The organism is Streptomyces sp. SID1328 (assembly GCF_009865595.1).
In the GTDB taxonomy this organism is placed as follows: Bacteria; Actinomycetota; Actinomycetes; order Streptomycetales; family Streptomycetaceae; genus Streptomyces; species Streptomyces griseoluteus.
The window spans coordinates 1-4,353 of the sequence record NZ_WWKH01000252.1; the positions used below are offsets into that span (position 1 = coordinate 1).

Consider the following 4,353-nt stretch of genomic DNA (forward strand, 5'->3'; position numbering starts at 1 on the left):
GGCGCGGCATGCGGCTCGGCCCGGTCGTCGCCGCTCCGCACCGCTGGGCGATCCTCGTGAAGCCCTATTCCATGGAGCAGTTGGGCGAACTTCTGTACGCCAAGGACTTCGTCCCCGGCTCGCTCCGCTTCCACGGCGAGGGTGGCTACCTCGCCCTCCCGCCCTCCACCACCGGCCAGGGCGAGGTCCACTGGGAGCGTGCCCCGCTGCCCGGCTCCGCCTCCCCGTGGCTGCCCGACGTGGAGGCCGTGGTGGACGCGGTGGTCGAGGCCCTCACTCGTACGGGTGTGAGCGCGCCCGAGTTGTAGGGGTGTCGGGGGCGCGCGGGGCCTTGGGGCCGCGCGCGCTCGTTATCTTCCGCCCATGCTGCGAAACCACCGGTCCCGCGCGGGCGGGCCGGGAGCCGGTCCGCTCCGCACCTCCGCCCTGGCGGGCCTCGTCGCGGCGGCGCTGCTGCTGTCGCTGGGCGGGGCGTCGGCGGAACAGAGGGTGGACGGGGGCGGACGTGCGGCTTCGGCTTCGGTGCCCTCGTCCCCGGACCGGATCACCCTCACCCGCTGCGGACCCGAACTGGCCTCGCCCGACGGGCTGGAGGCGCAGACCTGTGTCATGACGCGGGGCGGCGACACCTGGGCGCGGGTGTACTACCGCAACACCACCGGCGATGCCCTGGACGCCGACCTGAGCCTGCTGGGCCCGGACGGCCGGGCGGTGCGTACGACGTGTGTCACCGGCGCGGACGACGCGCCCGCCACCTGTGAGACCCCGCGCGAGCGGACGTGGGGCGCGGGGGCCGCGTACACGGCCGTCTCCGAGTTCGCGCGCGGCGCCGAGGAACCGCTGCTGCTCCGCTCCACCAGCAACTCCGTTGACATGAACGGAAGTTGAAGGACGGCCTCGGCTGACCCGGCCGGGCGCGGGCATGGAAAGGCCCGGTTGCTGGCGACGGGGGATGCACCAGCAACCGGGCTACTGGAACGGTAACAAGAGATCGGCGGTTCGCAAATTCGGTCCGGCTCATTCGGACACCGATTCGCTTGTCACACCGAGGAGTTGTGACAGGAGTCACCCGTTCCTGACAGGAGTCACCCGTTCTCCGTGGTCCCGGCCCTGTCGGGGGTCAGCTCAGGGTGACCTGCCGGTTGGTGAGGCCGCCGCGTGCCCGGCGCTCCTCCGGGGTGAGCGGCTCGGTCACCGCGAGGGCCGTGGCCAGCCGCTCGGCGAACTCGGCGGCCGGCTTCTCGATCTCCTCGGCGCCGACCCCGCTCGGCAGGTCCCACACCGGCACGGTCAGCCCGTGCGCGCGGAACGAGCCGACCAGGCGGGTGCCCTCACCCAGGCTGGACGTGCCCGCCACGTGCAGCCGGGCCAGCGCGTCCAGCAGGTGCTCCTCCTCGTGCGGCATGACCCAGCGCAGGTGGTTCTTCTCCGGGGTCTCGCACCAGTACGCGGCGTCCACCCCGGCCAGCTTGACCGTGGGGATCGCGGCGGAATTGGCCCGCTCCAGGGAGGCGGCCACCTCGGGCGTCGCGTTCTCCGCGTCCGGCACCCAGAACTCGAACCCGCTGTGCACGACCGGCTCGAAGGGACCGTCGGCAGCCAGCAGGTCCTGGAGGCGGGGTGCGTCGGAAGGGGCGCGGCGGCCCTCCACCGGGGTGCCCGGCTCGGCCACCAGGGCCCGCTGGAGGGTGTCGGCCAGGTCGCGGCTGATGTCACCGGAGGCGGTGTCGTTCTGCAGGCCCAGCAGCACCGAGCCGTCGTCGCGGCGCAGCGCGGGCCACGCCATGGGCAGCACGGTGGCCAGCGTGACCGAGGGAACGCCCTCGGGCAGGCCGTCCTTCAGGGTGAGGCCGACGGTCGCGGCCGGGACCAGCTCGCGCAGCGCCACCCAGTCGCACTCGCCCGGCAGGCCCTCGAAGGGGCGCTGCACCAGCTCGGTCACCGCGTGCGCGGCCGCGCGGCCGTGGCACGCCTTGTAGCGGCGGCCGCTGCCGCAGGGGCACGCCTCGCGGGCACCGACGACCGGAACCTCGCCCCCGGCCCCGTGCGGCTGCGGGCGGCTGCCCTTGGTCTGGGGTCGCTTCTTGGCCATCGTGGCTGTCTCCCGGTAACGGCTGGTCTCGTACGGGCGGGAGCCTAGCCGTTCGGGCCGCGGGCCACGGGTACCTGTGGACGACGCGGGCGGGGGTGGGCAGTGCCTGTGGACAACCGCCTCTTCCGGTAAGCCCGTTCAGTCGAGGCTCTCGAACGCGTCCGTGAAGCCGAGTTCGGCCAGCGCGGTGACCCGCGCGGGGGTGGTGACGCGCGTAGCGAAAGATTCGAGCGGGGCGCCGGCATCGGGATCGTGCACGTCCGCGTGGACCACCACCCAGACCGTCACCTCGCCCGGAACGTCGTCCCGTACGCCCCAGTCGTCGGCGAGCGCGTCGATGATGCTCAGGCCCCGGCCGCCGTGCGCGGTGACCGAGGGGGTGGCCGGGGCGGGGCGGGTCGGGCCGCCGCCGTCGGTGACCTCCACGATGAGCCGTCCGCGCGGGTCGATCCGCCAGTCCGCGCGCACCGCGCCGTCCCCGGCCCGGGCGCCGCCCAGTGGGCGTCCGTGCCGGTACGCGTTGCTCAGCAGCTCCGACAGAATCAGCACGGCGTCGTCCACGACCGGTTCCGGGACCCCGCCGCCGCGCAGTTGCGCACGCATCCGGTGCCTCGCCATCCCCACGCCGGCAGGGCCATGAGGTACGGCCATGCTCGACGACGCGGGCACTTCCTGTGCCACCACCAACGCCACCCCCGAGACCTCCTTCGCCCCACGCCACGGTGTGGATGCCCCATTGGCCTGAACCGGAAACCGGCCAGTCTCGTTCCGGCGACGCATTCGCAGTCCCGGTGCGGGAGGCGAACGCGCCGGAGCACTCCCCGGGTCCGGGGGAGGGGTCAGCGGCCGAGGCGGCCGAGCACCTCGCGCGGGCGGTTGGTGATGATGGCGTCGACGCCGAGTTCCACACAGAGGTCCACGTCGGCGGGCTCGTTCACCGTCCACACGTGCACCTGGTGACCTGCCTCCTTGAGCCGTCGTACGTACGCCGGGTGGCTGCGGGCGATGCGGATGGAGGGGCCCGCGATGGTGACGCCCTCGGGGAGGCGTCCGTCGCGCAGGCGCGGGGTGGCGAACTGGGCGAGCAGCACCAGGGGCAGGGCCGGGGCTGCGGCGTGCACCCGGTGCAGGGAGCGGGCGGAGAAGCTCATCACGCGCACCGGGGAGGCTTCGGGGGAGGCGGGGGCGTGCAGCCCGTACCGGCGCAGCAGGGCGAGCAGGCGTTCCTCGACCTGGCCGGCCCACCGGGTGGGGTGCTTGGTCTCGATGGCCAGCTCGACCCGGCGCCCCGCGTCGGCGACGAGTTGGAGCAGGCGCTCCAGGGTCAGGACCGAGGTCTCCTCGCGGTCCTCGGGCCGGTGCTCCCAGTCGGGCTCCTCGTCCCGGCCCGCACGGCCCTTCCAGGAGCCGAAGTCGAGGGCCGAGAGGTCGGACAGCTCCAGGGCGGAGACCGCGCCCCGGCCGTTGGAGGTGCGGTTCACCCGGCGGTCGTGGACACAGACCAGGTGTCCGTCGGCGGTGAGCCGTACATCGCACTCCAGGGCGTCCGCGCCGTCCTCGATCGCCTTGCGGTAGGCGGCGAGGGTGTGTTCGGGCGCGTCCTCGGAGGCTCCACGGTGGGCGACGACCTGGATCGTGTGGTGTGGTGCGTGGGTCACCGCGTCATGGTGCCATCGACCGGGGGTGGTGCGGGGGGCGCGAGCGGGCAGGCGACCAGGAGAAGTGCGCCACTGAGCAGGCCTCCGTGCATACTTATCTCACTTATGCCCGAGAAGTCTTATGTAAAGGGTCCCCGCGGACCCACAGGGACCGCTTACGGTGCCCTGACGGCCCGTGGGAAAAGCTGAGCGCGTACAACAGGAACAGGTACGGGACCATGTGCGGCCTTGTCGCGCCGGTCCGCGCGTCTTGGGCGACGGGCGTGCGCACGGCCACGGGCATGACCGACCATGGACCGGCGCGACCGTACGCGACCCGTATACGACGGGGCGCGGCCGGTGGGCGACTGAGCATGATCGAGTTCGACCGAGCGCGACCGACGACAACAGCCGTGGATCGAGGAGAGAAGAGCTGTGAGCACCGAGAACGAGGGCAACGCGGTACCCCCGGCCCCGTCCGCACCTCCTGTGCCGGTGGCATCTCCCGCTCCCCCGCAGGGTGACGCGGGTGCGACGGCTCAGCTTCCGCCGGTGCCTTCGGGCCCGCCCGAGCAGCACCCGTACGGGCCCGGCCCCACCCAGTCCTACGGCGCCCCCGAGGGC

At 73.3% G+C, this 4,353-nt stretch carries 4 protein-coding genes and 2 pseudogenes; 3 read left to right on the top strand and 3 right to left on the bottom strand.

The features are described from left to right. Nucleotides 1-308: pseudogene (locus tag GT030_RS07335) on the top strand (DNA primase); the annotation flags it as partial. A gap of 55 nt (nt 309-363) precedes the next feature. Then, nucleotides 364-888 carry a hypothetical protein gene (locus GT030_RS07340; protein ID WP_161200381.1) on the top strand — a complete coding sequence of 175 codons (525 nt, stop codon included), beginning with the start codon at nt 364-366 and terminating at the stop codon, nt 886-888. A 232-nt stretch (nt 889-1,120) separates the two neighbouring features. On the opposite strand, the gene GT030_RS07345 is transcribed toward GT030_RS07340, so the two are convergent. From GT030_RS07345 to GT030_RS07355, 3 genes are all read right to left on the bottom strand, one after another. Continuing rightward, nucleotides 1,121-2,092, bottom strand: a complete 972-nt coding sequence (locus tag GT030_RS07345; RefSeq protein WP_161200382.1) for a DUF5926 family protein — start codon at nt 2,090-2,092, stop codon at nt 1,121-1,123. 138 nt (nt 2,093-2,230) lie between these two features. Beyond that, the gene (locus GT030_RS07350; RefSeq protein WP_161200383.1) at nt 2,231-2,872 is read right to left on the bottom strand and encodes an ATP-binding protein; all 642 of its coding nucleotides are present in this window, start codon (nt 2,870-2,872) and stop codon (nt 2,231-2,233) included. A 59-nt stretch (nt 2,873-2,931) separates the two neighbouring features. Then, a complete protein-coding gene (locus tag GT030_RS07355; protein WP_161200384.1) occupies nt 2,932-3,750 on the bottom strand; it encodes a glycerophosphodiester phosphodiesterase in 819 nt (272 codons plus the stop codon). Nucleotides 3,751-4,164: 414 nt separating this feature from the next. Between GT030_RS07355 and GT030_RS36225 the strand changes: the two are divergent. Next, a pseudogene (locus tag GT030_RS36225) lies at nt 4,165-4,353 on the top strand (protease); the annotation flags it as partial.